A 23,358-nucleotide genomic window follows, 5' to 3' on the forward strand; every position below is an offset into this window, starting at 1 on the left:
CGCCGAGACCGTGGGTGAACCCCGCTGTTTCGGCGCGCCGTTGCAGTCTCGCGGGAGAAGCGGGGGTCAGGGAAGCGGGGCGAAGAGCGCCGGCCAGAGCACGACGGCGAGGGGGTAGCCGACGAAGGCGACGACGTCGATGACGGTGTGGGCGATGACGAGGGGCATGACGCGACCCCATCGGCGGTAGCACCAGCCGAACACGACGCCCATGACGAAGTTTCCGATGATCGCACCGAAGCCCTGATAGGCGTGGTAGCCGGCCCGCAGCGCCGCGGTCGAGAGGATGATCGTCCACCACCCCCACCCCAGGCGCCGGAGCCGGTCGAACAGGTAGGCGACGAAGATGACCTCTTCGGTCAGCCCTGCCCGCAGCGCCGCGAGCACGAGCAGCGGCACCGCCCACCACGCCGCGTCGAGCGGCGATGCCTGCACCTGCACCGTGATGCCGAGCGCGCGTCCGGCCGCATAGAGCCCGAGGCCGGGCACGCCGATGACGGCGGCGAGCAGGATGCCGCGACCGAGGTCGCCGCCGAAGCGCCGGAAGTCGAGCCCGATGCGCCGCAGCGCATTCGTCCCGGGTTCCCACAGCAGGAAGACGACGAGCGCCACGAGGCACAGACCGAAGAACACCGACAGCAGCTGGTAGACGGCGTCCCAGATCGCGGCGTCATCGCGTGGCGGGTTCAGCTGCGTCTGCTGATCGCCGATCGGGGTGGGCCGCAGGAGGGCCCGAACGAGCGAGATCACCGAGTAGACGGCCGACTGCCCGACCGTGACGGCGAGGACGAGCCCGATCTCCCATTTCGTACGCGTCCGCTGCGATCCTGGGGCGAGGATCTCGGCGGGGCGATGGGAGCGCATCTTGTCAAGAATGTCACACCGCGGTCACGCCGAGTTAAGGATCTGTAACGGTTTGCACAGGTGTTTTGCGCCGTCATCGGCGCGTGCTTACGGTGTCCGTGTCGTGTCCGGGTAGCACATACCGGGCACTCAACCTTGCACAGGAGGAAATGTGACTATCCAGATCCGGCGCTCTCGCGCCGTGGTGGTCGGGGGCGTGGTCGCGGTTGCGGCTCTCGCGCTCGCCGGCTGCACCACCGACGGCGGTGGCAACGATGAAGAGACTCCCGAGACGCAGGGTGGCACGATCACGATCGCGACCACCAACGCCTTCACGTCGTTCAACGGCGACACCCCCGAGGCGAACCTCGACACGAACGGCATGGTCGGTTACCTGACGGGCGTCAGCGGAGGCCTCGGCCTCGGCGGCTTCGTCCGTCTGGACCAGGACTACACCCTGATCAAGAACGAGGACTTCGGCACCTACGAGCAGGTCTCGGAAGACCCGCTGACGGTGCAGTACACCCTCAACGAGGGCCTCAAGTGGTCGGACGGCGAGGACATCACCGCCGACGACATGCTCGTGAACTGGGCGATCAACTCGGGTTACTTCAACGACGCCATCATCGACCCCGCGACGGGCGATGTCACCAACGGCGGCACCCAGTACTTCTCGCTCGCCGGCAGCACGGCGGGCCTGGACACGACGTCGTTCCCCGAGATCAGCGACGACAACCTCTCGATGACGATCACCTACGACACCCCGTACGTGGACTGGGAGCTGGTCAACCCGATCGGCAAGCCCGCGCACGTGCTCGCCGAGAAGGCCGGAGTGTCGCTCGAGGAGTTCATCTCGACGATCGAAGAGATGCCCGAGGGCGACGTCGACGCTCCCGTCGAGGCGAACCCCGTCCTGAAGGCGGCCGCCGACTTCTGGAACACCGGCTACGACGTCACGGCGATGCCGACCGACGAGAGCCTCCTCGTCGGCAGCGGACCGTTCATCGTGACCGACTTCGTCCCGGAGTCGAGCATCACGCTCGAGAAGAACCCGGAGTACACCGGTGACCTGTCGCCCTCGTACGACCAGCTCATCATGCGCTTCATCGGCGACTCGAACGCCCAGGTCACGGCCCTGCAGAACGGTGAGGTCAACGCGATCTACCCGCAGGCGTCGGCTGACACGCTGACGGCGCTGGACAACGCCGGTGCCACGATCCACGCGGGCGACCAGCTGTCGTACGACCACCTCGACCTGAACTTCACGGGTGTGTTCGCCGAGGCGAACGTGCGCGAGGCGTTCATGAAGACGATCCCGCGCCAGCAGATCCTCGAGTCGATCATCACCCCCGTCAACCCCGACGCCGGTGTGCTCAACTCGCAGATCTTCCTGCCGACGGATGCCGCCTACCCCGACGCCGTCGCCGCGAGCGGTTACGACGCCTATGACGAGCCGGACATCGAGGGCGCTCGCGAGCTGCTCGCCGGTGCGACCCCGACCGTCCGCATCCTCTACAACACGAACAACCCGAACCGTGTCGACAGCTTCCGCGCCATCCAGCAGTCGGCGCAGGAGGCGGGCTTCGTGATCGAGGACGCCGGTTCGCCCGACTGGAGCTCGCTCCTGGGCAGCGGCAGCTACGACGCGTCGATCTTCGGCTGGATCTCGCCGGGTGCCGGCAACGCGGCGCTCCCGCAGATCTTCAAGAACGGCGGCGGCGGCAACTACAACAACTACAACAACGCCGAGGTCAACGCCCTGGCCGACGAGAGCCAGGTCACGCTCGACCCCGAGCGCCTGACCGAGATCAAGATCGAGATCGACGCGCACACCGCGGCCGACTTCTTCGGTCTGCCGCTCTTCCAGCTGCCGGGTCTGTTCGCCGACAACGGCTCGGTCACCGGTATCGAGCACTTCGGCGGTCAGACGGGTATCGTCTGGAATGCGCAGGAGTGGACGCTCGCGGGCTGATGCCCCGGGCATGACACCCGTGTGACGGGCAGTGAGGCGCCGGAGTCTTCTACGGCTCCGGCGCCTCCTGCCTGTCGTTCGGGAATCAGTCCGTCGAGGCGCTCGCCTCGACCCGATCGAAGGAGACCGGATACCCCATGGTGGGATTCGTCCTCAGACGCATCGCCGTCTCGATCCTGGTACTGCTCGCGGCATCCTTCCTGATGTACGTGCTCGCGGCGAACTCCGGCAACCCGCTGCAGGACCTCGAGGGAAGCAACGCGCCGAACCGGGATCAGCTCATCGCGGCGCGGATCAACGCGCTCGACCTGGATGTGCCTCCCGTGCTGCGCTACTTCCTGTGGCTCGGCGGAGCGGCCCAGTGCCTCGTCCCGTTCGTCGGCACGTGCGACCTCGGCCTCACGATCTCCAACGCCGCCGTCACCGACATCCTGCCGCCGGCGATGGCCTCGACGCTGCAGCTCGTGACCGCTGCGTTCCTCATCGCCATCGTGCTCGGCGTCGCGGTCGGTATCGTCACCGCGCTTCGCCAGTACAGCGGCTTCGACTTCAGCGTCACCCTGCTGAGCTTCTTCCTGTATTCGCTGCCCTCGTTCCTCATCGCGGTGCTGTTGAAGGAATTCCTCGCGATCGGGTTCAACGACTTCCTGCAATCGGCCACGACCATCCCCGCCTGGGTGATCGCGCTCGTCGCGGTCGTCAGCGCCATCGTCTGGCAGGCGATGATCGGCGGCCCCGTTCGCCGGCGCCTCGTCGTCGCCGTCGCCTCGGGCGGCGTGACGGCGGCTCTTCTCATCTACTTCGACATCGTCGACTGGTTCCGCCAGCCCGGACTCGGCCCCGTCGGCCTCTTCCTCCTCATCGGGGGGACCGTCGTGCTGACCACGGCGCTGTTGGCGGGGCTCGAGAACCGCCGCGCCCTCATGATCGCCGCCCTCAACGGCGCGATCGCCTACGTCTGCTACTTCGCCCTGCAGGGCCTGTTCAACGTGTCGACGCTCGGCACCCTCATCATCCTCGGGCTCGTGGCGATCGCCGTCGGCATCGGATCGGGGCTCCTGCTGGGCGGACCCGACCGCGGGATGGCGGCGCGCATCGGAGGCATCGTCGCCTTCGTGTCGAGCGGCTTCGTCGTGCTCGACCGCTACATGCAGTCCTGGCCCGAGTACATGGCCAACCCGCGGATCAACAACCGCCCCATCGCCACCGTGGGCGCCAGCACCCCCGGCTTCAACGGCGACGTGTGGCTCACGGGCATCGACAGCTTCACCCACCTGCTGCTGCCGACCGTCGCCCTGCTGCTGATCTCGTTCGCCGGCTACACCCGGTACGCCCGCGCGGGCCTGCTCGAGGTGATGAACCAGGACTACATCCGCACGGCGCGCGCCAAGGGCCTGCCCGAGCGCACGGTCGTCATGCGGCACGCCCTGCGCAACATGCTCATCCCCATCGTGACGCTCATCGCAACCGACGTCGGCGCCCTGCTGGGCGGCGCGGTCATCACCGAACGCGTCTTCGCGATCAGCGGCATGGGCTCGCTCTTCGTCCTGGGCATCACGCGCGTGGACGTCAACCCCGTCATGGGGTACTTCCTCGTCATCGCGATCACCGCGATCGTCTTCAACTTCCTCGCCGACCTCGCCTACGCGGCGCTCGATCCTCGAGTGCGGGTGGCCGCATGATCGCCGAGAACCGCTCGTCCCGGGAGGTCGTCCGATGAGCCAGCAGATCATGCCCGAGCCGCCGACCCCGGCCGCGGCGCCCGACGACGAGAACACGGTCGGAGTGAGCCAGGGGCGGCTCATCCTGCGTCGCTTCTTCGCCAATCGCGTGTCGGTGGTGTCCGGCATCCTGTTCCTGCTGATCGCGATCTTCTCGATCTCGGCGATCGGCATCGGGCCGATCCCCGGCTGGTGGCACCACAACTACACGACGCTCAACACGCAGCAGAACGGCGGGGCACCGACCATCTCGCTCATCCCGCAGTGGCTCGGCGGTGCGGGCATCGCGCTGGGGGAGCACCCGTTCGGGCAGGACCGCATCGGCATCGACTACTTCGCGATGACGATGCGCGGCATCCAGAACTCGATCGTCGTGATGTTCGTCATCTCGATCGTCGGCACGGTCGTCGGCACCGTCATCGGGGCGATCGCCGGGTACTACCGCGGCATCGTCGACTCGATCCTCATGCGGGTCACCGATGTCTTCATCGTCATCCCCGTGCTCGTCATCGGCGCCGTCGTCGGACGCGCGACCGGTGGCCTGGGCGTCTGGCCGCTCGCGTTCTTCCTCGCGATGGTCTCGTGGATGACGATCGCGCGTCTCGTGCGGGGCGAATTCCTGACGCTGCGCGAACGCGAGTTCGTCGAAGCGGCACGCGTCGCCGGCGCCAGCGACGCCCGCATCATCTTCAAGCACATCCTGCCCAACGCGATCGGCGTCGTGATCGTGGCGGCGACGCTGCTGGCGGCGGCGGCGATCCTGCTCGAGACGGCGCTGAGCTACCTCGGCCTCGGCGTGCGTCCGCCGGACGTCTCGCTCGGCTTCATCATCTCGGACAACCAGTCCGCGTTCCAGACGCGTCCGTGGCTGTTCTGGTGGCCGGCGACGTTCATCGTCCTGCTCGCCCTGCTGATCAACTTCGTCGGCGACGGCCTGCGCGACGCCTTCGACCCGCGCCAGAAGCGCTTCTCGCTGCGGCGGACGAAGGAGCCGGTCGAGAGTCGGCGGGAGCGCACATGAGCGCGTCAGATCAGCAGCGCCGCGCACACGAGTCCCGCGACCCCGGCGACGATCGCCGCGACCGACAGCGTGCGCGGGCTCACGGCGACGGGCGTCTCACCGGCGACACCCGACTCGACGCGACCGGTGCGCAGACCCTCCTGCCAGCGCCTGCGCACGAGATCGGCGGCGCGGCCCGAGTCGGTCGTCGGCAGGTCCGACGGGCGGATGCCGGGGGCCGAGGCCGCTTCGGATCGCCGATGCGCGCGCGCGGCGCGGACTCCCGCCATGGCACCCGGCGCCGGTGCAGCGGTCGCGCTGATGCGACGACCGGGCGTGTGCACGAGGAGCGAGTAGCGCGTCTCGACGTGGATGACCGCGGCCCACGGCACGCGGTACTCCACGACGACGTTCGCGATCGTCACCCGGTCGTCATCGACCGCGACGAACGGCGCCCACAGCAGCGCCCATACGAGCACACCCGCGGATGCCGCACCCACGAGCAGTCCGGGTGCCGCCTCGCCCGCGGCCGGTACGACGAGGGCGGTCACCGCGAGGGCGGCCAGCGCCACCCAGATCGTGACGCTCAGCACTCGATTGAACATCGGACGGAAGACGAGCCGCGGCATCCGGTCATTCTGTCATCCCCGCACCCGGGTCGCCTCGGTCGCGGGACAGGGAGGATCTCTTCATGAGCACGACCGAGCAGCCGAACGGCGCCGCCCTCGAGATGACCGACGTCAGCGTCGACTTCGCCGTCGACGACGTCTGGGTGCCCGCGGCCAAGAACCTCACCTATGCGATCGAACGCGGCCAGGTCGTCGCCGTCGTGGGGGAGTCGGGGTCGGGCAAGAGCGCGAGCTCGATGGCCGTCCTCGACCTGCTGCCGCGCAACAGCCGCGTCCGGGGCAGCATCAAGGTGAACGGCCGCGAGATCGTGGGAATGGGTCCGCGCCAGCTGCGCCAGCTGCGGGGGCCGCAGGTCGCCGCCATCTTCCAGGAGCCCATGACGGCGCTCAACCCCGTCCTCACGGTCGGCTTCCAGGTCGTCGAGGCGATCCGGGCGCACACGTCGAAGAGTCCGTCCGAGGCGAGGGAACGCGCGATCGAGCTGCTCGGTCTGGTGGGACTGCCCGATCCCGAGAAGGCGTTCGCCTCGTACCCGCACCAGCTCTCGGGCGGCCAGCGCCAGCGCGCCATGATCGCGCAGGCGATCAGCCTCGATCCCGCTCTTCTCATCGCCGACGAGCCCACGACCGCGCTCGACGTGACGGTCCAGGCCGAGATCCTCGATCTGCTGCGGGATCTGCGCGACCGCCTGGACTCCGCGATCCTGCTCATCACGCACGACATGGGCGTCGTCGCCGACCTCGCCGACTGGATCGTCGTGATGAAGGACGGCGAGATCGTCGAGCAGGGCGACGTGCGGCAGGTGCTCGAGCACCCCCGCCATGCGTACACCCGCGCGCTCCTGGCCGCCGTGCCGCGCCTCGGCGAGGGCGCGGGCGGAGACGTCGTCGATGTGGTCGAGAGCCTCGCGCACGTCGTCGACGTGGTCGAGGCCGGCGCCGCGGGGAGCGAGCGCGCGGCCGACGTCGCCGTCGTCTCGGAGCCCGTGCTGGAGCTTTCCGGGGTGTCGATCGAGTACGGCAAGCGCGGGCGCGTGGCGGCGTTCCGCGCCGTCGACGACGTCTCGCTCGCGATCGGCGAGGGCGAGATCGTCGGTCTCGTCGGGGAATCCGGCTCGGGGAAGTCGACCATCGGGCGCGCCTCGATCGGCCTCCAGCCGATCGCCGAGGGCACGCTCGTCGTCGACGGCATCGACATCAGCTCGGGCTCGCGGAAGACGATCGCGTCGCTGCGCCGCAAGGTCGGCATCGTCTTCCAGGACCCGTCGTCATCCCTCAACCCGCGGTTGCCGATCGGCGAGAGCATCGGCGAGCCGATCCTGCTCGCTCGCGAAGCGAAGGGCGCGGCGCTCGACAAGCGCGTGGAGACCCTGCTCGACGAAGTGCACCTTCCGCGCAGCTACCGCAACCGCTACCCGCACGAGCTGTCGGGCGGGCAGAAGCAGCGCGTCGGGATCGCCCGTGCCCTCGCCCTGCAGCCGCGACTGCTCGTGGCCGACGAGCCGACGAGCGCCCTCGACGTGTCGGTGCAGGCGCACGTGCTCGAACTGCTGCTCCAGCTGCAGTCCGAGCACAAGTTCGCGTGCCTGTTCATCAGTCACGACCTCGCCGTCGTCGACGCGATGGCCGACCGGATCATCGTGCTTCACCACGGCAGGATCGCCGAGCAGGGCACGCGCGACCAGATCCTGCGTGATCCGAAGGAGCCGTACACGCAGCGGCTCATCGCCGCGATCCCCGTGCCCGATCCCGACGTGCAGGCCGCGCGTCGAACACTGCGGCACCAGCTGCTGCGGGCCGAGGGCGACGCGGTCTGACACTCCGCGGCGCGTACGTACGGGAGCCGCCCAGGCGTCTGCGATAAACTGGAACGTCGGACCCTCGAGTTTCGGCCTCTCCGCTTCCCAGACCTCGCAAGGATCCCTCTCATGGCGCGTGCCCTTCGTCCGGACCTCCGCAACGTGGCGATCGTCGCCCACGTCGACCACGGCAAGACCACGCTCGTCGACGCGATGCTGCGTCAGACGGGCTCGTTCGGCTCACACGAGCACCTCGAAGAGCGCGCGATGGACTCGAACGACCTCGAGCGCGAAAAGGGCATCACGATCCTCGCCAAGAACACGGCGATCACCTACAACGGGGCGCACTCCGACGTGCCCGTCACGATCAATGTCATCGACACTCCCGGTCACGCCGACTTCGGCGGCGAAGTCGAGCGCGGGCTGTCGATGGTCGACGGCGTCGTGCTGCTCGTCGACTCGAGCGAGGGCCCGCTCCCGCAGACGCGGTTCGTGCTGCGCAAGGCACTCGAGTCGAAGCTGCCGGTCATCCTCCTGGTCAACAAGACCGACCGCCCCGACGCGCGCATCGCCGAGGTCGAGGAGGAAGCGCACGACCTGCTGCTCGGCCTCGCCTCGGACCTCGTCGACGATGTGCCCGACCTCGACGTCGACGCGCTCCTGGATGTGCCCGTCGTCTACGCGTCCGGTCGCGCCGGCGCCGCCTCTCGCAACCGCCCGGCGAACGGCGAACTTCCGGACAACGCCGACCTCGAACCGCTCTTCGGCGCGATCCTCGAGCACGTGCCGTCTCCGTCCTACGACGATGAGGCGCCGTTGCAGGCGTGGGTGACGAACCTCGACTCGAACCCGTTCCTCGGCCGTCTCGCGCTGCTGCGCGTCTTCAACGGCACGCTGAAGAAAGGGCAGACGGTCGCGTGGGTGCGCCACGACGGATCCCAGGCCAACGCCCGCATCACGGAGCTGCTGAAGACCCGCGCGCTGGAGCGCTACCCTGCCGAATCCGCCGGCCCGGGCGACATCGTCGCGATCGCCGGCATCGAGGACATCACGATCGGCGAGACGATCGCCGACCCCGAGGACGTACGGCCGCTGCCGGCGATCTCGGTCGACGATCCGGCGATCTCGATGACGATCGGCACGAACACGTCGCCCCTCGTCGGCAAGGTCAAGGGTCACAAGCTCACGGCGCGCATGGTGAAGGACCGCCTGGACCGCGAGCTCATCGGCAACGTCTCGCTCAAGGTCGTCGACATCGGCCGTCCCGACGCCTGGGAGGTGCAGGGCCGCGGTGAGCTGGCCCTCGCGATCCTCGTCGAGAACATGCGCCGCGAGGGCTTCGAGCTGACGGTGGGCAAGCCCCAGGTCGTCACGCGCCGCGGCGACGACGGCAAGGTGAAGGAGCCGTTCGAGCACCTCACGATCGATGCCCCCGAGGAGTACCTCGGTTCGATCACGCAGCTGCTCGCGGCGCGCAAGGGACGCATGGAGACCATGACGAACCACGGCACCGGGTGGGTGCGGATGGAGTTCGTCGTACCGTCGCGCGGTCTCATCGGCTTCCGCACGGAGTTCATGTCGACAACGCGCGGCACGGGCATCGCCAACGCGATCTCGCACGGCTACGACGACTGGGCCGGGCACATCCAGGCCCGCCAGAACGGGTCGATCGTCGCCGACCGCTCGGGTGTCGCGACGCCGTTCGCGATGATGGCACTGCAGGAGCGGATGAGCTTCTTCGTCCAGCCCACCGAAGAGGTCTACGAGGGGATGGTCGTCGGCGAGAACTCCCGCGCCGACGACATGGACGTCAACATCACCAAAGAGAAGAAGCTCACCAACATGCGCTCCTCGACGGCGGACACGTTCGAATCGATGACACCGCCGCGCCAGCTCTCGCTCGAGGAGAGCCTCGAGTTCGCGCGCGACGACGAATGCGTCGAGGTCACCCCCGAGAAGGTGCGCATCCGCAAGGTGATCCTGGGCCAGACCGAGCGCGGCCGCGCGACGTCGCGCCTGAAGCGTCAGGACGCCAACGCCTGACCGCCTGATGGCACGCCGGGGCGGCGGGGGTCGGTAGGCTCATCGGGTGACGCTGGATCCCACCTTCGACGACGCGCACGAGCCCGGTGAGGCGCGTCGTGCGGCCCGCGAGGGACTCGGCGTCGCCCTCGCGACGAGCGCGTACGGCATCTCGTTCGGCGCGCTCGCGGTCGCCTCCGGACTGGACGTCTGGCAGACGTGCGTCCTGAGCCTGCTCATGTTCACGGGCGGGTCGCAGTTCGCCTTCGTCGGCGTCATCGGCGCCGGGGGACTCGCCGCCGCGCCCGCCGCGATCGCGTCGGCGTCGCTCCTCGGCATCCGCAACGTCGCGTACGGCATCCGGATGTCGCACGTCATCGGCGGCGGCGTCTTCAAGCGCGCCGCAGCCGCACACTTCACGATCGACGAGTCGACGGCCGTCTCGCTCGCCCAGCGCACACGGCACGCGCGCTCGATCGGCTTCTGGGTCACCGGCATCGGCATCTACGTCGGCTGGAACCTGTCGACGCTCGCCGGCGCCCTGCTGGGCGACGTGCTGGGGGATCCGAAAGCCTACGGACTGGATGCCGCGGCCGCGGCCGCCTTCCTCGCGTTGCTGTGGCCGCGCCTGCGGCGCCGGCAGCCGATCGCCGTCGGGATCGCCGCGGCCGTCGTCGCCACGATCCTCACCCCCGCGCTCATGCCCGGGCTGCCCGTGCTCGTCGCCGCTGTCGTGGCGGTCGTCGTCGGATGGTTCAACTGGCTGGGCGAGCCTGACACGGGCTCTGAGACCGGTCCTGCTCCGGGCGCAGGGGCCGGCGGGGACGTGCCGGAGAGGGACGGACTGCCATGACGATGTGGACCGCCGTGCTGGTCGCGGCCATCGTGTGCGTCGCGCTCAAGACGCTCGGATACCTCGTTCCGCCGCGCTGGTTCGACGCGCCCCGCCCGGCGCGCACGGCCGACCTGCTCACCGTCGCCCTGCTCGCCGCGCTCGTCGCCGTGCAGACCTTCGGGGTCGGGCAGGACGTGACCGTCGACGCCCGCGTGCCCGCCGTGCTCGTCGCGGCGGGTCTGCTCCTGCTGCGCGCACCGTTCCTCGTCGTGGTCGTGGCCGCCGCGATCGTCGCGGCCCTCCTGCGGCTGTGGGGATGGGCGGCGTAGGCTGACCCGGTGGGTTTCTCGTGGACGCGTGTCAGCACGTGGATCGTCGCTCTGGCCGTGGGCGCCGTGTACGGCCTCGCGGGCACGATCGCGCACGCGTACGTCGTCATCGGGATCCCTCTCGGAGTGGTGCTCGGACTGCTGGGGTGCGGGGCGCTCGTCGTCGCCGTGCGGTTGCTGACGGGCGACCGCTGGGCGGCCCTCGCGACGGGTCTGGGCATGACGATCGCGACCCTCGTCTTCTCGGGGCGAGGCCCCGGCGGGTCGGTCATCGTGCCCGAATCCGCGTTGGGAACCGTGTGGACGCTCGCCCTGCCGATCATCGTCGTGCTCGTCGTCGCGTGGCCTTCACGGCTGCCGGTGGCGGCTCCGCCGATCGACCGAGGTGCTGCGCAGGCGAACTAGACTGGCAGGCGTGACGTACGTGATCGCCCTTCCCTGCGTGGATCTCAAAGACCGTGCCTGCATCGACGAATGCCCCGTCGACTGCATCTACGAGGGCGAGCGGATGCTCTACATCCACCCCGATGAATGCGTCGACTGCGGTGCCTGCGAACCGGTCTGCCCCGTCGAGGCGATCTACTACGAAGACGACGTTCCCGAGGAGTGGCAGGACTACTACAAGGCCAACGTCGAGTTCTTCGACGACATCGGTTCGCCCGGGGGTGCCGCTAAGACCGGGGTGATCCCCAAGGACCACCCCATCGTGGCCGCACTGCCGCCGCAGGAGCATTGAGCATGGGGGTCGCCGACCTCGCCGACTACCCGTGGGACGCCGTCGCTCCGTTCGCCGAGCGCGCCCGCGCCCACCCCGACGGGATCGTCGATCTGTCGATCGGGTCACCCGTCGACGAGACGCCCGCCGTCGTGGCTCAGGTACTCGCATCGGCGACGGACGCGCATGCCTATCCGCAGACGATGGGCACGCCGGCGCTGCGCGCCGCGATCGCGCAGTGGTACGAGCGCCGCCGCGACGTGGCGGGACTCACACCCGACAACGTGCTGCCGACGGTCGGCTCGAAAGAGCTCGTCGCGCTGCTTCCGCTGCTGCTCGACCTCGGCCCCGGCGACGTCGTCGTGCACCCCACGGCCGCGTACCCGACCTACGAAGTAGGTGCACGGCTCGTCGGGGCGACACCCTTCGCATCCGACGATCCCGCGGAGTGGCCCGACCAGACACGGCTCGTGTGGGTCAACTCGCCGGGAAACCCCGATGGGCGCGTGCTCGACGTCGCGGCGCTGCGGGCCGCCGTGCAGCGGGCGCGCCGGTTGGGCGCCGTCCTCGCCTCGGACGAATGCTATGCCGAGCTGGGCTGGGATGCACCGTGGGACCGCGCCCTCATCCCCTCCGCGCTGGATCCGCGGGTCACCGACGGCGACCTGCACGGCATCCTCGCGGCGTATTCGCTCAGCAAGCAGTCCAACCTCGCCGGCTATCGGGCCGCGTTCCTCGCGGGGGATCCCGCGCTCGTCGGCCGACTGCTCACGGGCCGCAAGCATCTGGGCCTCATGCTGCCGGCACCCGTGCAGCGTGCCATGACGGCCGCACTCGCCGACGATGAGCACGTCGCGGCACAGAAGGAGCGCTATCGCGCGCGGCGTGACGTGCTGCGCCCCGCGCTCGAGGCGGCGGGCCTGCGGATCGACGGCAGCGAAGCGGGCCTGTATCTGTGGGCGACGGAAGACCGCGACGCGTGGGAGAGCATGGATCGCCTGGCCGAGCTCGGGATCCTCGCCGGTCCGGGGCATTTCTACGGCGCGCACCATCCGCGGCACGTCCGTCTGTCGCTCACGGCGACCGACGAGCGCATCGCCGCCGCGGCCCAGCGACTGCGCGCGGAGGCCGAGGTCTGACGGTTCGCCGGCGGCAGGAGAAATCCTCCATCGGATTCCCCAGACCTTTGGCGGTGTCCGAAGCTGTGTGTCGAGCCGACTAGGCTGTAGGGGCGCAGCGGCGTGGCATCCCTCGCCTCTGCAGCAGTCCGACGACAGCGACCCTGACGGGCCGCCACCCGAACGGGCACCCCCACCGCAGACCCAGGACATCGCGAGGAGGCGGCGTGAGCGACGCGAGCACCCAGCAGGACAAGGCCATCCTCACGATCGGGGATCGCACGGCGGAGTTCCCGGTACTGCGTGGGACCGACGGTGCTCCGGTCGTGGACGTCTCGACGTTCACGCGGCAGACCGGCCACACCGCCCTGGACTACGGATTCGTCAACACGGCGGCGACGAAGTCGGCCATCACCTACATCGACGGCGACGAGGGCATTCTGCGTTATCGCGGGTACCCCATCGAACAGCTCGCGAAGAACAGCACCTACCTCGAGGTGGCGTGGCTGCTCATCTACGGTGAGCTGCCGACCGCCGACGAACTCGCCGACTTCGACAACCGAATCCGCCGGCACACGCTGCTGCACGAAGACCTCAAGCGCTTCTTCTCGGCCCTTCCCCACACGGCGCACCCCATGTCGGTGCTGTCATCCGCCGTCTCGGCGCTGTCGACCTACTACGAGCACGAGTCGGATCCGCACAATCCCGAGCACGTCGAGCTGAACACGGTGCGAATGCTCGCGAAGCTGCCGGTCATCGCCGCGTATGCCCACAAGAAGAGCGTCGGGCAGGCCTTCCTCTATCCCGACAACTCGCTGAGCTTCGTCGACAACTTCCTCAAGCTCAACTTCGGCGTCCTGAGCGAGGGCTACGAGGTCAACCCCGTCATGTCCCGTGCGCTGGAGCGACTGCTCATCCTGCACGAAGACCACGAGCAGAACGCCTCGACCTCGACCGTCCGCCTGGTCGGCTCGACCGGCGCCAACCAGTTCTCGTCGATCTCGGCCGGCATCAACGCCCTCTACGGCCCGCTGCACGGCGGTGCGAACGAAGCGGTGCTCGACATGCTCGCGCGCATCCGCGACTCGGGCGAGAGCGTGCAGCGCTTCGTCGAGCGGGTCAAGAACAAGGAAGACGGCGTCAAGCTCATGGGCTTCGGGCACCGCGTCTACAAGAACTACGATCCGCGGGCCAAGCTCGTCAAGGAGTCGGCCGACGAGGTGCTGCGCGAGCTCGGGGTGCACGACCCGCTGCTCGACCTGGCGAAGGAGCTCGAGGAGATCGCGCTCAACGACGACTACTTCCAGGAGCGCCGGCTCTACCCGAACGTCGACTTCTACACGGGCGTCATCTACAAGGCGATGGGGTTTCCCACGCGCATGTTCACGGTGCTGTTCGCGATCGGGCGCCTGCCGGGCTGGCTCGCGCAGTGGCGCGAGTCGATCAACGACCCGCAGACCAAGATCGGCCGCCCGCAGCAGCTGTACATCGGCGCCGCCGAACGCGACTACCCCGGCATCGCCTGACGCGCGCTCGCCCGTTCGTCAACCCCTTCGCGCCGCGCGAGCTTCATGACAGGCTCTTCTCACGCACGACGAGGAGGACTCCCATGAACCACGACCGTGAGCCCAGCGCGAGCGACGAGGCCCTCGACAACGCCTCCGAGCACGAAGACGATCAGGCCGAGCCCAAGGCCGACGGTCTCGGCAAAGACAGCACCATCCCGTCGGATCCCGACGGCGTCGCCGCCGGCTACACAGGAGTGAAGTCGACCTTCGAGCCCGAAGAGGACGAGCAGGCCTGACGGCGGTGGCGTAGTGCGCGAGCTGACCGCGCGCGTCAGCCGTGCGAGAGCGTCGAAGCGTAGTCGGGCACGAGGCTCTCCTCATCGCGAGGAGGACGCTCGTAGCCGCCCGACGCGGGACGCTCGGGGATCTCGATCGGCTCCCGGTCGACGACCTCGTAGGGGATCCTCGACAGCAGGTGATGGATCATGTTGATCCGCCCGCGCCGCTTGTCTTCGTTGTCCACCTCGAACCAGGGCGCCTCGGGGATGTCGGTGTGCACGAACATCGTGTCCTTCGCGCGGGAGTAGTCCTCCCACTTCGTGATCGACAGGACGTCGTTCGGGCTCAGCTTCCACCGGCGCATCGGGTCGTCGTTGCGAGAGCGGAAGCGCTTCTCCTGCTCGACGTCGGACACGCTGAACCAGTACTTCAGCAGCAGGATGCCCTCTTCGACCAGCATCCGCTCGAAGATGGGCGCCTGGTGCAGGAAGCGGTGGTACTGCGCGTTGGTGCAGTAGCCCATGACGTGCTCGACACCGGCGCGGTTGTACCAGGACCGGTCCATCAGCACGATCTCACCGGCGGCGGGCAGGTGCGGGATATAGCGCTGGAAGTACCACTGGGTCTTCTCGCGTTCCGTCGGCGACGGCAGCGCGACGATGCGCGTCACGCGGGGATTGAGGTACTCGGAGATGCGCTTGATCGTCGAGCCTTTGCCCGCGGCATCCCGCCCCTCGAAGATCACGACGACGCGGGCGCCGGTCGTCTGCACCCAGGCCTGCATGTCGACGAGCTGCGCCTGCAGCCGCCGCAGTTCGTCTTCGTACGTCTTCTTCGCCAGGCGCTGCGTCATGTCCGAAGCCTACGCGTGGAGCGCCTCGTTGAGGGTGACGCCGACGCCCGTCCGGCGGACGGCCTCGATCGCGCCGGTGAGCGAATTGCGACGGAAGAGGAGTCCGTCGTGACCGGACAGCTCGGAGCCCTTCACGACGGGCCGGGAGTTGTCGTGGCGGGGCGGTCCGTCGGCCAGGACGATCTTCGAGCCCGCCGTCACATACAGGCCCGCCTCGACGACGCAGTCGTCGCCGAGTGAGATGCCGATGCCGGCGTTCGCCCCGAGGAGCGTCCGCGCGCCGATCGACACCTTGTGCGAGCCGCCGCCCGAGAGGGTGCCCATGATCGAGGCGCCCCCGCCGACGTCGCTGCCGTCGCCGACGACGACGCCTTGCGAGATGCGACCTTCCACCATCGATGCGCCGAGCGTGCCCGCGTTGAAGTTCACGAAGCCTTCGTGCATGACGGTCGTGCCGGGGGAGAGGTATGCGCCGAGGCGCACGCGGCTCGCGTCGGCGATGCGCACGCCGGCCGGAGTGACGTAGTCGAGCAGGCGGGGGAACTTGTCGAGCGACTGCACCTGCACGCCGTCGCGAAGGAGGAGCGGACGCAGGCGCGTCAGGTCGTCGGGGTGCACGGGGCCCGCGTTCGTCCACGCGACATTGGGCAGGTGGCCGAAGACGCCGTCGAGGTTCACCTCGTTGGGGCGCACGAGGCGGTGAGACAGCGCGTGCAGGCGGAGGTAGGCATCGGAGGTCGAGGCGGGCGGTGCATCCAGGTCGATGTCGAGCGCGATCACTTCGGCGGTCACGGCGCGCCGCGGGTCGGGGACGGCCAGTCGCTCCAGGTCGTCGGGCGGCATCGCCGGGTCGTAGCCCAGGGGCAGACGCCCCGCCGCGGGGGACGGGAACCACGTGTCCAGGATCGTCCCGTTCTCAGCCCTCGTCGCCAGGCCCAGGCCCCATACCGATCGCTCGTCGCTCATGCTTCCACCGTATCGGGGCACAGCCCCTGCTCCGGCCGGGAGGAGCAGCATCCGTCGATAGGATCGGGGGATGCCGGCGCTCGACCTCACCGCGACCTCGATCGACCTCACCCGCACGATCTGCGACATCCCGAGCGTCTCGGACGATGAGACCGCGCTCGCCGACGCGATCCACGAGGCCGTGACCGCGCTGCCGCACCTCGAGGTGCACCGCGACGGCGACACGATCGTCGCCCGCACGAACCGCGGGCGCGCGCAGCGCGTCGCGATCGCGGGGCACATCGACACCGTGCCCATCAACGGCAACGTGCCGACCCGCGACATCGTCCTCGACGGCGAGCCCCACCTGTGGGGCCGGGGCACGGTCGACATGAAGGCCGGAGTCGCCGTCCAGCTCAAGCTCGCCCACGATCTCGCCGACCCCCGCGTCGACATCACCTGGATGTGGTACGACCACGAAGAGGTCGACGCCGACCTCAACGGACTGACGCGCCTCGCCGCGACGCGGCCCGACCTGTTCCAGGCCGACTTCGCGATCCTCGGCGAGCCGTCGAACGGGCAGGTCGAGGGCGGCTGCAACGGCAATCTCCGCGCGATCGTGCGCACCGACGGCGTGCGGGCCCACAGTGCGCGCGCGTGGATCGGCGAGAACGCGATCCACAAGGCCGCGCCGATCCTCACCAGGCTCGCCGAGTACCGTCCGCGCGACGTCGCCGTCGAAGGACTCGACTACCGCGAGGGCCTCAATGCCGTGCGCATCGGCGGAGGCATCGCGGGCAACGTGATCCCGGATGCGTGCGAGGTCGAGGTCAATTACCGTTTCGCCCCGAGCCGTGACGTCGTCGAGGCCGAGCAGCACGTGCGCGATGTCTTCGCCGGATTCGACCTGGAGGTCGTCGACCTCGCGGCGGGCGCCCGCCCGGGCCTGGACGCGCCGCTCGCTCGGGAGTTCCTCGCGGCCGTCGGCGCGCAGCCGCGGCCGAAGTACGGGTGGACCGATGTCGCCCGCTTCTCGGCGATGGGCGTGCCCGCCGTCAACTACGGGCCCGGCGACCCCCACCTCGCCCACCACGACGAGGAGCGTGTGCCGCTCGCGCAGATCATCGAGGTGGAACGCGGGCTGCGGACGTGGCTGCGCTGACACCCCGCACGACGCAACGCGTCCGGGAGACGTGGCGCACGGTGCCGGTGGCCGTGCGGATCGGCCTCGTCTACGTCGTCGCGCGGCTCATCACGACGGGCTTGTTCGTTCTCGCGGCATCCCTGTCGGGCCCCGGCTCCCGCTACGGCCAGAACCCGTCCCTCAGCACCTTCGTGCTGGGCTGGGATGCCCAGTGGTACTGGCTCGTCGCGGTCGAGGGCTATCCGAGCGACCTGCCCGTCACCGATGCGGGGGACGTGGGCGAGAACGCATGGGCGTTCATGCCGGTCTACGCCTACCTCGCGCGGATCGTGGGGCTTCCGCTCGGCTCGTGGGGTGCCGGCGCCGTCGTCGTCTCGCTCGTCGCGGGCTACCTCGCCTGCCTCGCGCTGCACGGGCTGCTGCGCCGCCGGCTGGGCGGGTCCGCCACGATGTGGGCCGTCGTCTTCTTCGCGTGCGGGCCGCTCGCGGCCCTGTTCCAGGTCGGCTACGCCGAATCGCTGTTCCTGCTCTGGCTCTTCCTGTCGCTGCGGTGCGTCCTCGAGCGCCGCTACGCGTGGCTCTACCTGCTGATCCCCCTGATGGGCTACACGCGTCCGGGGGTGCTCGCCTTCGCGCTGCTGCTGGGACTGCACGGCATCCATCGCTGGATCATCCGCCGTCGTGAGCCGTTGCCGGTATCGCACATCGTGCACATCGTCGCGACGGGTCTTCTGGCCGTCGTCGTGGGGTTCTCCTGGCAGGTGCTCGCCGCCATCGCAACGGGCGACCCCGGCGCCTACCTCGCGACAGAACTCGCGTGGCGTCGCAACTGGATCGCCGACGCCGACGCGCAGTTCGTGCCCTTCGACGGGTTCGTGCAGGCCGCGGGCTTCTGGTTCGAGGCCTGGGGCGCGGGAGCGGTCACCGGCTACATCGCGCTCGGCGTCGCGATCGCGGGGGTCACGGCACTGCTGCTGTTCGAACCGCACGTGCGGCGACTCGGTCCCGACCTGCGGCTGTGGTCCGCCAGCTACCTCGTCTATCTGCTGCTGGTGTTCTTTCCGCAGTCGAGCATCTTCCGCCTGCTCGTGCCGCTTTCGCCCCTGTGGGGTGCCGCCGCCCTGCCGCGATCGCCCTGGTGGCGCGGCGGCGTGCTCGTCGCCTGCCTCGCCGGGCAGTGGTGGTGGATCTACAACATGTACGCGATCGCGAACACGTATTGGCAGATTCCGTGACCCGCGAAGAGACCACGCGGGGCACGAGCCTTCTCTTCGGTAAACTTGACGGGCAGACCTGAGGAAAAGGAGCCGCTATGGCAGCCATGAAGCCGAGAACCGGAGACGGGCCGATGGAGGCCGTCAAGGAAGGCCGACTCATCATCGTGCGGGTTCCGCTCGAAGGGGGCGGACGCCTCGTCGTCTCCGTGAACGACGCTGAGGCCAAGGAGCTCTACGACGTGCTCAGCGGAGTCGTGAACGCCGCCTGAGCCGCAGAGACGAAACGAACGGCCGGTCTTCGGACCGGCCGTTCCGTCATTTCCCCCGGATGCCGCGCCCCGAGGTCTCTTCCGTGGCGACGGTCGTCAGCTGCAGAAGCCCCTCACCCGCGATCGCGAGCGCGCCGATCACCGCGGGCGAGGACTGCGTCTCCTGGATGAGGGAGCGGTAGGCGGCGGTGACGGGATCGCGACGAACCGGGTCGGCCACGGCGCCGCCGTGGAGGACGCGCGGAACGAGCACGAGGCCGCCCGTGCGCACGAGGCGGAGGCCGTGCTCGACGTACTCGATCACGCCCTCGGGGTCGGCATCGACCAGGACGATGTCGTAGGACGCTTCGTTCATGCGAGGGAGCACGTCTGCCGCGCGCCCCGTGATGAAGCGGGCACGGGCCGCGGGCACACGCGCGTCGGCGAATGCCTGACGGGCAGCGCCCAGGTGCTCGGGCTCGTTGTCGATCGTCGTCAGAGTCGCGCGCGGGGAGCCGTGCAACAGCCACAGACCGGAGACACCTGCGCCCGTGCCGATCTCGACGATGTTGAGCGCTTGCGACGCCGCGGAGAGCACGGCGCACTGCGCGCCGACGGCGGCGCTGATGGGCTCGGCCCCCAGCTCGAGGGCGTGCTGACGGGCCCGGGCGATGTGTTCGGGCTCGGTCGTCACTTCGGCGACGAATCGCTGATTCGCGTCGTATTCGCGCATTCTGGCTTCCTCCGCGCTCAGCCTACGTCGCGCTCGGGCGCCGGGACGCCAGGCGCGACGGTAACCTTCTGTCATGTTCTTCGGCCTCACGATCGAGAAGCTGCTGCTGATCGGTCTCATCGCCGCGTTCGTCATCGGACCCGAGCGGCTGCCCCGCTACGCCGAGGCGCTCGGCGGGCTCACGCGGCGTGCGCGCGAATGGGTGACGACGGCGCGGACCCGGGTGCAGGACGAGATGGGCGAGGATTTCGCCGACGTCGACTGGAAGACCCTCGATCCCCGCCAGTACGATCCGCGGCGGATCATCCGCGAAGCGCTGCTCGACGATGCTCCCGTCGCCTCGGCGGGCGGCATCTCGCGCCCCGCCGTCGCGACACCGCCCGTCGCGGCGCCGCGCGCATCGAGTCCCTTCCGCGCCGACGAGACACCGCCGTTCGACTCGGAGGCGACCTGAGGTCAGCTCGGGTTCACCGGCAGCGATCGGCCCGCGAGACCGCGCGGCCGCGCCGCGATCGCGTCAGCGAGGGCGTCGATCGCCTGTGCCGCGGGATCGGCGGGGTCGGCGACGACGACCGGCGTGCCGGCATCCCCATCGGCGCGCAGGGCTGTGCTCAGCGGAACCGATGCCAGCAGCGGCACAGGGGAGTCGGGCGCCGACAGGGCCGCCGCGACCTCGGCGCCGCCGCCCTCGCCGAACAGCGCAAGACTCGAGCCGTCGGGCAGGGTCATCGCCGCCATGTTCTCGACGACGCCGATGACGCGCTGACCCGTCTGGCGGGCGACGAGGCCGCTGCGGACGGCGACGTCGGAGGCAGCCGGCTGCGGCGTCGTGACGACGAGCACGTCGGCGTTCGGCAGCAGCTGGCCGACGGAGATGGCGACGTCGCCCGTACCGGGCGGCATGTCCAGCAGCAGCACGTCGAGGTCGCCGAAGTGCACGTCGGTGAGGAACTGCTGCACCGTGCGGTGCAGCATGGGCCCGCGCCAGGCGACGGCGCCGAGCGGCGCGTCATCGCCCGTGCGTCGCAGGAACATGCCGATCGAGATGACCTTCACGCCGTAGGCGACGGGCGGCAGCATGAGGTCGTCGATGCGGGTCGGCTGCGGGGCGCCGCCGTCAGCGTCGATGAGCCCGAGGAGACCGGGGATCGAGAAGCCGTGCACGTCGGCGTCGATGAGACCGACCGACAGGCCGCGCTCGGCGAGGGCGACGGCGAGGTTGGCGGTGACGGTCGACTTGCCGACGCCGCCCTTTCCGCTCGTGACGGCGATGACACGCGTCAGCGAGTCGGGTCCGAACGGCATTTCGCGCGGAGCGCGGCCGCCGCGCAGCTTCTCGGTGAGCGCCGCGCGCTCAGCGGGCGACATGACACCGACCTCGAGCTCGACCGACGAGATCCCGTCCACCGATCCAGCGGCGGCGCGCACCTCACGGGAGATGCGATCGGCGGCGGGGCATCCCACGATCGTCAGCGCGATCCCGACGTGCGCGACCGAGTCCGTGACGGAGATGTCGCGCAGCATGTCGAGCTCTGCGAGCGGGCGACGCAGCTCGGGATCGATGACGGCGCCGACGGCGCGGCGGACGGCGTCGGTGTGCTCGGTGGTCACGATGGGTCCTCTCGGCGTCGCCCGTCGCGCTCGTCGAGCTGATCGAGGAAGGCGCGCAGCTCGGTGCGCAGGGCGTCGCTCGTCACGGCGTCGGAGCGGTAGTGGGCGATCTCCATGCGCAGGGCCACGATCTCGCGAGCGAGGTACTCGGTGTCGGCCAGATTGCGCTCGGAGCGCTGACGGTCCTGCTCGATCTGCACGCGGTCGCGGTCGTCCTGCCGGTTCTGCGCGAGCAGGATGAGCGGGGCGGCGTACGACGCCTGCAGAGACAGCATGAGCGTCAGCGCCGTGAACCCGTTCGCGGCCGAATCGAAGCGCGCCTCAGCCGGGGCGAGGGTGTTCCATGCGAGCCACGCGGCGCAGAAGAGGGTCAGACCCAGCAGGAACGCCGGCGTGCCCATGTTGCGGGCGATCCACTCCGTGGCCCGGCCGAACCGGTCGCGCGAGGGCTGCGGCGCGCGCGGCGCGAGCATGCCGGAGCGGCCACGCGGAGCATCGAGCGCCGGCGTGCGGCGCGGCGCGCGGGCCATCACCGCGGCTCTCCCAGGACGGCGGAGGCGTCGTGGCTGTCGTGCGAGCGCCAGTCATCCGGCAGCAGGTAGTCGAGCACATCGTCGACGCTCACGGCGCCGACGAGACGTCGGGCCTCGTCGACGACGGGCACCGAGACGAGGTCGTAGCTCGCGAGCAGGCGCGCGACCTCGGGAGCGGATGCGGTCGCGGCGACCGGGTCGAGGGAGTCGTCCACGATCGCCCCGAGCCGCTCGTGCGGGGGATAGCGCAGCATCCGCTGGAAATGCACCGTGCCGAGCAACCGCCCCGTCGGAGTCTCGAACGGAGGCAACGTGACGAAGACCGCGGCGGCGAGGGCGGGGTGCAGCTCGTGGCGGCGGATGAGGGCGAGCGCCTCGGCGACCGTCGCGTCGGCCGACAGCACGATGGGGTCGCTCGTCATGAGACCGCCCGCCGTGTCGGGCCCGTACTGCAGCAGGGCGCGGACGTCTTCGGCCTCTTCGGGCTCCATGAGGTCGAGAAGCTCTTCCGAGCGCTCCTCGGAGAGCTGCCCGAGCAGGTCGGCGGCGTCGTCGGGCTCCATCGCATCGAGGATGTCGGCGGCGCGCTCGTCGCCGAGCGCCTCGAGGATGTGCACCTGATCGTCTTCGGGCATCTCTTCGAGCGCGTCGGCGAGGCGGTGATCCGACAGCTCTTCGGCGACCTTGAGGAGGCGCTCGTCGGGCAGGTCGAGCAGCGTGTTGGCGAGGTCGGCGGGTTTGAGATCGGAGTACGTCGCGACGAGGTGCTCGGCGGAGTGCGCCGCGCCCTGCGCACCGCGCTCGCGCACCTCGGACCAGGCGGCGAAGGTTGTCGGGCCCTTCGCGAAGGGCGACGCGCTCGTGCGCGGACGCCGCAGGAAGAGCTGGCCGACGTCCCATTCCCCCGCGCGGTTGCGTTCGACGGCGACGTCCTCGATGACGGCGTCGCCCGACCCGTCGACGAGGGTGACCCGCCGACCGAGGAGTTCGGCCATGACACGCACCTCGCCGCCGCGCTGCTGGAAGCGCCGCACGTTGATGAGCCCCGTCGTGATGACCTGGCCCAGCGCGATCGAGGTCACGCGCCCGATCGAGACGAAGACGTGGCGTCGACCGGGGATCTCGACGATGAGACCGATGACGCGCGGGGGGTCGTTCTTGCGATAGATGACGACGACATCGCGCACTTTGCCGAGGCGATCGCCGGCAGGGTCGAAGACGGCGCACCCGGCCAGGCGCGCCACGAAAACCCTCTGTGTGCTCACGCGATCAAGCGTAGCCCGGGGGTGCGTGGGAGGATGGGG

General features: G+C 69.6%; 24 protein-coding genes. 16 read left to right on the plus strand and 8 right to left on the minus strand.

What is annotated here, in order from left to right; all coding sequences use genetic code 11:
* Nucleotides 1-66: 66 nt before the first annotated feature.
* Nucleotides 67-864 carry a CPBP family intramembrane glutamic endopeptidase gene (locus tag ACFC3F_RS08005; protein ID WP_376128315.1) on the minus strand — a complete coding sequence of 266 codons (798 nt, stop codon included), beginning with the start codon at nt 862-864 and terminating at the stop codon, nt 67-69.
* Between the two features lie 151 nt (nt 865-1,015).
* Here ACFC3F_RS08005 and ACFC3F_RS08010 point away from each other — a divergent pair, with 151 nt between their 5' ends.
* The 3 genes from ACFC3F_RS08010 to ACFC3F_RS08020 all read left to right on the plus strand — a co-directional run bounded on the left by ACFC3F_RS08010 (nt 1,016) and on the right by ACFC3F_RS08020 (nt 5,557).
* A complete protein-coding gene (locus ACFC3F_RS08010) occupies nt 1,016-2,815 on the plus strand; it encodes an ABC transporter family substrate-binding protein (RefSeq protein ID WP_376128316.1) in 1,800 nt (599 codons plus the stop codon).
* A gap of 137 nt (nt 2,816-2,952) precedes the next feature.
* Entirely contained in the window at nt 2,953-4,497 is a 1,545-nt protein-coding gene (locus ACFC3F_RS08015; RefSeq protein WP_376128318.1) for an ABC transporter permease, read from the plus strand.
* A 34-nt stretch (nt 4,498-4,531) separates the two neighbouring features.
* Nucleotides 4,532-5,557, plus strand: a complete 1,026-nt coding sequence (locus ACFC3F_RS08020; protein ID WP_376128320.1) for an ABC transporter permease — start codon at nt 4,532-4,534, stop codon at nt 5,555-5,557.
* 5 nt (nt 5,558-5,562) lie between these two features.
* Here the strand turns inward: ACFC3F_RS08020 and ACFC3F_RS08025 are convergent, their stop codons facing one another.
* Nucleotides 5,563-6,165 (minus strand): PH domain-containing protein, encoded by a 603-nt coding sequence (locus ACFC3F_RS08025; protein WP_376128322.1) that lies wholly within the window; start codon nt 6,163-6,165, stop codon nt 5,563-5,565.
* Between the two features lie 62 nt (nt 6,166-6,227).
* Here ACFC3F_RS08025 and ACFC3F_RS08030 point away from each other — a divergent pair, with 62 nt between their 5' ends.
* The 9 genes from ACFC3F_RS08030 to ACFC3F_RS08070 all read left to right on the plus strand — a co-directional run bounded on the left by ACFC3F_RS08030 (nt 6,228) and on the right by ACFC3F_RS08070 (nt 14,787).
* Nucleotides 6,228-7,982, plus strand: coding sequence for a dipeptide ABC transporter ATP-binding protein (locus tag ACFC3F_RS08030; RefSeq protein ID WP_376128324.1), 1,755 nt, complete (start codon nt 6,228-6,230; stop codon nt 7,980-7,982).
* 111 nt (nt 7,983-8,093) lie between these two features.
* Nucleotides 8,094-10,007: a translational GTPase TypA gene (gene typA / locus ACFC3F_RS08035; RefSeq protein ID WP_376128325.1), complete on the plus strand. Its 1,914-nt coding sequence runs from the start codon at nt 8,094-8,096 to the stop codon at nt 10,005-10,007.
* Between the two features lie 46 nt (nt 10,008-10,053).
* Entirely contained in the window at nt 10,054-10,839 is a 786-nt protein-coding gene (locus tag ACFC3F_RS08040) for an AzlC family ABC transporter permease (RefSeq protein WP_376128327.1), read from the plus strand.
* On the plus strand, nt 10,836-11,150 hold the full coding sequence (locus tag ACFC3F_RS08045) for an AzlD domain-containing protein (protein WP_376128329.1): 315 nt from the start codon (nt 10,836-10,838) through the stop codon (nt 11,148-11,150). The genes ACFC3F_RS08040 and ACFC3F_RS08045 overlap by 4 nt, the downstream gene beginning before the upstream one ends.
* 9 nt (nt 11,151-11,159) lie before the next feature.
* Entirely contained in the window at nt 11,160-11,555 is a 396-nt protein-coding gene (locus tag ACFC3F_RS08050; RefSeq protein WP_376128331.1) for a histidinol dehydrogenase, read from the plus strand.
* A gap of 10 nt (nt 11,556-11,565) precedes the next feature.
* On the plus strand, nt 11,566-11,886 hold the full coding sequence (gene fdxA, locus ACFC3F_RS08055; protein ID WP_376128333.1) for a ferredoxin: 321 nt from the start codon (nt 11,566-11,568) through the stop codon (nt 11,884-11,886).
* A 2-nt stretch (nt 11,887-11,888) separates the two neighbouring features.
* Entirely contained in the window at nt 11,889-13,004 is a 1,116-nt protein-coding gene (dapC, locus tag ACFC3F_RS08060) for a succinyldiaminopimelate transaminase (RefSeq protein ID WP_376128335.1), read from the plus strand.
* Nucleotides 13,005-13,210: 206 nt separating this feature from the next.
* A complete protein-coding gene (locus ACFC3F_RS08065) occupies nt 13,211-14,509 on the plus strand; it encodes a citrate synthase (RefSeq protein ID WP_376128337.1) in 1,299 nt (432 codons plus the stop codon).
* 83 nt (nt 14,510-14,592) lie between these two features.
* Nucleotides 14,593-14,787 carry a hypothetical protein gene (locus tag ACFC3F_RS08070; RefSeq protein ID WP_376128339.1) on the plus strand — a complete coding sequence of 65 codons (195 nt, stop codon included), beginning with the start codon at nt 14,593-14,595 and terminating at the stop codon, nt 14,785-14,787.
* A gap of 35 nt (nt 14,788-14,822) precedes the next feature.
* On the opposite strand, the gene ppk2 is transcribed toward ACFC3F_RS08070, so the two are convergent.
* Both ppk2 and dapD read right to left on the minus strand, forming a co-directional pair.
* Complete coding sequence (gene ppk2 / locus ACFC3F_RS08075) at nt 14,823-15,623, minus strand: polyphosphate kinase 2 (RefSeq protein ID WP_376128340.1); 801 nt, start codon at nt 15,621-15,623, stop codon at nt 14,823-14,825.
* Between the two features lie 9 nt (nt 15,624-15,632).
* A complete protein-coding gene (dapD, locus tag ACFC3F_RS08080) occupies nt 15,633-16,589 on the minus strand; it encodes a 2,3,4,5-tetrahydropyridine-2,6-dicarboxylate N-succinyltransferase (protein ID WP_376128342.1) in 957 nt (318 codons plus the stop codon).
* Between the two features lie 70 nt (nt 16,590-16,659).
* On the opposite strand from dapD, the gene dapE reads away from it, so the two are divergent.
* The 3 genes from dapE to ACFC3F_RS08095 all read left to right on the plus strand — a co-directional run bounded on the left by dapE (nt 16,660) and on the right by ACFC3F_RS08095 (nt 19,198).
* Complete coding sequence (dapE, locus tag ACFC3F_RS08085) at nt 16,660-17,730, plus strand: succinyl-diaminopimelate desuccinylase (RefSeq protein ID WP_376128344.1); 1,071 nt, start codon at nt 16,660-16,662, stop codon at nt 17,728-17,730.
* Complete coding sequence (locus tag ACFC3F_RS08090) at nt 17,718-18,947, plus strand: hypothetical protein (protein WP_376128346.1); 1,230 nt, start codon at nt 17,718-17,720, stop codon at nt 18,945-18,947. The genes dapE and ACFC3F_RS08090 overlap by 13 nt, the downstream gene beginning before the upstream one ends.
* Before the next feature lie 77 nt (nt 18,948-19,024).
* On the plus strand, nt 19,025-19,198 hold the full coding sequence (locus ACFC3F_RS08095) for a DUF3117 domain-containing protein (protein WP_163620836.1): 174 nt from the start codon (nt 19,025-19,027) through the stop codon (nt 19,196-19,198).
* 46 nt (nt 19,199-19,244) lie between these two features.
* On the opposite strand, the gene ACFC3F_RS08100 is transcribed toward ACFC3F_RS08095, so the two are convergent.
* Nucleotides 19,245-19,910, minus strand: coding sequence for an O-methyltransferase (locus ACFC3F_RS08100; protein ID WP_376128347.1), 666 nt, complete (start codon nt 19,908-19,910; stop codon nt 19,245-19,247).
* Nucleotides 19,911-19,983: 73 nt separating this feature from the next.
* On the opposite strand from ACFC3F_RS08100, the gene ACFC3F_RS08105 reads away from it, so the two are divergent.
* Complete coding sequence (locus ACFC3F_RS08105) at nt 19,984-20,364, plus strand: Sec-independent protein translocase TatB (RefSeq protein WP_376128349.1); 381 nt, start codon at nt 19,984-19,986, stop codon at nt 20,362-20,364.
* 2 nt (nt 20,365-20,366) lie between these two features.
* Here the strand turns inward: ACFC3F_RS08105 and ACFC3F_RS08110 are convergent, their stop codons facing one another.
* Genes ACFC3F_RS08110 through ACFC3F_RS08120 form a run of 3 tightly spaced genes read right to left on the minus strand, consistent with a single transcriptional unit; the run spans nt 20,367 to nt 23,319 of the window.
* On the minus strand, nt 20,367-21,521 hold the full coding sequence (locus ACFC3F_RS08110) for a P-loop NTPase (RefSeq protein ID WP_376128351.1): 1,155 nt from the start codon (nt 21,519-21,521) through the stop codon (nt 20,367-20,369).
* Nucleotides 21,518-22,051, minus strand: coding sequence for a DUF1003 domain-containing protein (locus tag ACFC3F_RS08115; protein WP_376128353.1), 534 nt, complete (start codon nt 22,049-22,051; stop codon nt 21,518-21,520). The genes ACFC3F_RS08110 and ACFC3F_RS08115 overlap by 4 nt, the downstream gene beginning before the upstream one ends.
* Nucleotides 22,051-23,319, minus strand: a complete 1,269-nt coding sequence (locus ACFC3F_RS08120; RefSeq protein ID WP_376128354.1) for a magnesium transporter MgtE N-terminal domain-containing protein — start codon at nt 23,317-23,319, stop codon at nt 22,051-22,053. The genes ACFC3F_RS08115 and ACFC3F_RS08120 overlap by 1 nt, the downstream gene beginning before the upstream one ends.
* Nucleotides 23,320-23,358 lie beyond the last annotated feature (39 nt).

The organism is Microbacterium sp. NPDC055910 (genome assembly GCF_042271185.1).
GTDB lineage: Bacteria > Actinomycetota > Actinomycetes > Actinomycetales > Microbacteriaceae > Microbacterium.